3 protein-coding genes are annotated in these 3,550 nt (G+C 45.7%); 2 read left to right on the plus strand and 1 reads right to left on the minus strand.

The features are described 5' to 3' along the window. The first annotated feature begins 127 nt into the window (after positions 1 to 127). Positions 128 to 1,717, plus strand: coding sequence for a GspE/PulE family protein (locus PX481_RS20880; protein WP_002759583.1), 1,590 nt, complete (start codon positions 128 to 130; stop codon positions 1,715 to 1,717). A 65-nt stretch (positions 1,718 to 1,782) separates the two neighbouring features. Next, the gene (locus PX481_RS20885) at positions 1,783 to 2,073 is read left to right on the plus strand and encodes a DUF3082 domain-containing protein (protein WP_002786666.1); all 291 of its coding nucleotides are present in this window, start codon (positions 1,783 to 1,785) and stop codon (positions 2,071 to 2,073) included. 88 nt (positions 2,074 to 2,161) lie between these two features. On the opposite strand, the gene PX481_RS20890 is transcribed toward PX481_RS20885, so the two are convergent. Further along, positions 2,162 to 3,550: alpha/beta hydrolase (locus PX481_RS20890; RefSeq protein ID WP_288095783.1), on the minus strand; the 1,389-nt coding region annotated here is incomplete at its 5' end.

Consider the following 3,550-nt stretch of genomic DNA (forward strand, 5'->3'; position numbering starts at 1 on the left):
ATAAGACCTCTTGCATAAATCCGAAAACAAACGATAGAAACAATAATGGGAGGGACTTTCAGTTAATTATTTATTAGTAGTTGATAATCTTCAAAAATGTTGCTGTACAAGGATCGACTTAAGACTTTTGCAAGAGGTCTATAATATCCTGGTTCAAGCCATCGAAAGTAAAGCGACGGAAATTCACCTAGAACCCCAAGAAAATCAATTAACTGTCCGTTTTCGCCAAGATGGTCTCCTGCGTTCTGCCTGGGAACCGATTTCTCCAGAAGCGACCCCAGGGATTATCTCACGGTTAAAAATTCTGGCTAACCTCGATTTCAGCGAAAAATCGCGCCCCCAACAGGGAAAAATGACCATAACTTTTTCCGGTCGCAAAATAGATTTTCGTCTCCACACCCTACCTCGTCAACAGGGAGAAAAAATTCTGCTGCGGGTTTTTGATTCTCGATCCCCACTTTGGCCCCTCGATGAGTTGATTGCTAGCCAAGAAACCTGTAAACTGGTACGCACCATGATTGATCGCCAGGCGGGGTTAATTCTGCTCACCGCACCGGCCAGAGGCGGCTGTTCCACCAGTTTCTATTCTCTACTAGCCCATCGAAACCGGGGTGGGGTTAATATCGCTACCCTGGAAACCTCGATCGAACGCAGCCTTAATGGTATTACCCAAGTGGAAATCGCTGATGGTCAAGGCCAAGATTATGCCTCGATTTTGCCCTCTTTCCGGAATCAAGACCTAGACATCATCGGCATCGATCGCCTGGCGGATTCTTCCACCCTTACCCATGCTCTAGAAGCGGCTTTGACTGGACATTTAGTTATTTCTAGTTTACCCCTCAATGATGCCTTTGCTGCGATCGCTCGCCTCAATCAATTAGCGGAGCCGGCCTTAGTGGCTGATACCCTCATTGGAGTGATCAATCAAAGACTGGTGCGACGGGTTTGTCCGGTTTGTCGGCTGAAACATCAACCAAAAAGGGAAGAATTAGCTAAATTTGGTCTTTCTCCCGCCCAAGCTGCTCAATACAGCTTTTATAAAGCTAATTCCCTCACTGCCGAAGAAATCATCCAAGCGCGGGAAAAAGGCAGATTATGCCGTCATTGTCACGGCATCGGTTATCAGTCCCAGATCGGGGTCTTTGAAGTGATCACGATTACCCCTCACCTCAAAACTTTCATCGCTGCGAAGAAACCCGCCGATATGCTCAAAAAAGCGGCAACACAGGCAGGATTTAAGTCTCTCCTCACCTACGGTTTAGAATTAGTCTGTCAAGGTTATACTACCCTAGAGGAAATCGAGCGCGTCATAGCTGATCAATTCACTTTGCCCCCCCTCTCTGCTGCCAATAATCCTGAGATTCCCTCGGATGTTTTCGGGAGAATCGAGGCGATCGAGCAGTTATTAAAAGCTCTCAATGGTGAATTACAGTCATTAAAGCAAGAAATTAACCTAAATTCGCTCAAAAATTCTCCTAAGAGCGCAAATACAACTATTCTCGACCAGGAGTTACCTGATTTGACTAATCTAGTCCTTTCTTCCCAAAACTGGTCATCGGACAAGGAAACGATCGTTTTCGCTGCCCCTGTTTATGAGGAGTTAACCGACCCCGGCGATTGGGAACAGTTAAAACGGGAACTAGACCAGAATCAAGACCTGATCGCCTCCTCGCAAGTCGATACTTCTTTTCCTTCCGTCCTCGATCCTTGGTCCTAGTCGGGTAAAATGCTGGGGAAAAGAATTAAAATTTAACCTGGGCAATATTTGAGGACTAAAAAGGAATGACCACAGAATTAGAAACCAAAAAAGTTACTCCTACTCGCTGTTTAGTTGGCGCAGCAATTTCGGCAGCATTGGGGACAATTCTCTATTATCTCACGGCAGCGATCGGTCATTCTTTTTACTCAAAACCAATGGTTGCTCACAGTCCGATCGCCTTGAGAATTGGCAGCGCTGTCCGCACTTTAGTTTTTGGTTTAGCTTCTCTAGGAACCTTTATTTTTGCTTTTGTCACCATTGGTTTAATTCTTTTGGCTATCCAATTACTACTTAAACGCCCTCAACAAACATAAATTATGAATTATGAATTGGAAGTGGGGAAGTGGGGAGCTTTTCAGTGATCAGTAAACAGTAAACAGTGAACTGATAACTGATAACTGATTAACGGACATTTTGAGCGGTAAAATCTTCGATGAGTTGTTCTAAAGCGGCCGAGGAGGCGCGGGTAATCAGAAAACATCGAAACTCTTGGCCTTGACTGAGATATTGGGAATAGGCCGCCTGTAAAAAAGGTTTATAGCCGGGGTTTTTGCGAATATACACCTCAAAAAAGGCCAAAGATAGAGAATGGGCGTAACTATCGATCAGATATGGTGCGGGCAGGGTAAGATCGGCTACGGATTCGATCGCTTCGTTAATTCCCGCATCTAGTACCGAAAAATCGACGTGAGCTTGACCTTCAATCAGAGCTAAATATTTATTTTCGGTGTTGAGCAGGGGAAAAGAGCGCACCTGTTCAAAAATAGCGGGGGTAGCGGGATCGTAGGTTCCTGCCGCTACAAAAGTGGGAATTTCGATCTTAGCCAGTCCTTTAGCCCCGAAAATACTCCAATTAAACGGATTAACCGCAAAAATCGCTTTTATTCTCGGATCGCGAAAGTTGTATTCTTCTCGCGGTAAATCCAAAGCACGACACTGCAGCAAGAGGGAGACATTGAGAAAAGCCAATCTTCTTTGGCAGTCCCGTTGTAAATTCTCGAAATCGATTGTCGCTCCACCCACAGCTAAGGCTGTATAACCGCCGAAGGAATGTCCACCAACTCCCACATTATCTACATCTAATTGCCCCTGAAATTCCCCCGCGTTGCGTCTTTGCAATTCATCGATCACAAAAGATATGTCCAATGGACGATTGACAAATTCGTTGGTATAAAAAACCGTCCGCGATAAACCAGCGAGCAGATTCTGCACCTGTAGGGTATCGCTGCCGGGGTGTTGGGGTATGGCGACGAGATAACCGTAACTAGCCCAATGTTCCGCTTGTCGGACAAAATCTTCAGGACGAGAAGCTAAACCGTGGGAAAAGACGATAACGGGGGTTTTCTGGGTTAATTGCCCCTTGGGTTTGACAATAATTAGATAAAGTTCCCTCTGACGACGGCTATCGGTTAAATCCAGCCGCATCTGTTCCACTTGTTGCGGTCCGGGTTGTCGGGGGTCAGTCATGGCGGTAAAATTAATTTCACCGGCCTTTTTAGCTTCTTCTAAGGATAATTGCGCCACCTTTTCCGTGAATACTGTGGTGGCTTTCAGGACGACATCGATCGCCCGAGCTAGTCTTTGCACTTTTGTCACATCAATCTGCATATTAGTGGGCAGATTACGCAGCAGATTAAGAATAGTTACCCCTCCCGGTTCAAAAGCCGATTTAATTAGGGCAGAACGCAGGGCAAATTTACCATTAATATCCCCTTGAATGGTGATCAGTCCCCCTAAAAGGTTGAGGATATCTTCCCCCATTGTGGTGTTAAAAAAGCGCGAGATCAGGAC

This window comes from Microcystis sp. M53603_WE2 (assembly GCF_030065435.1).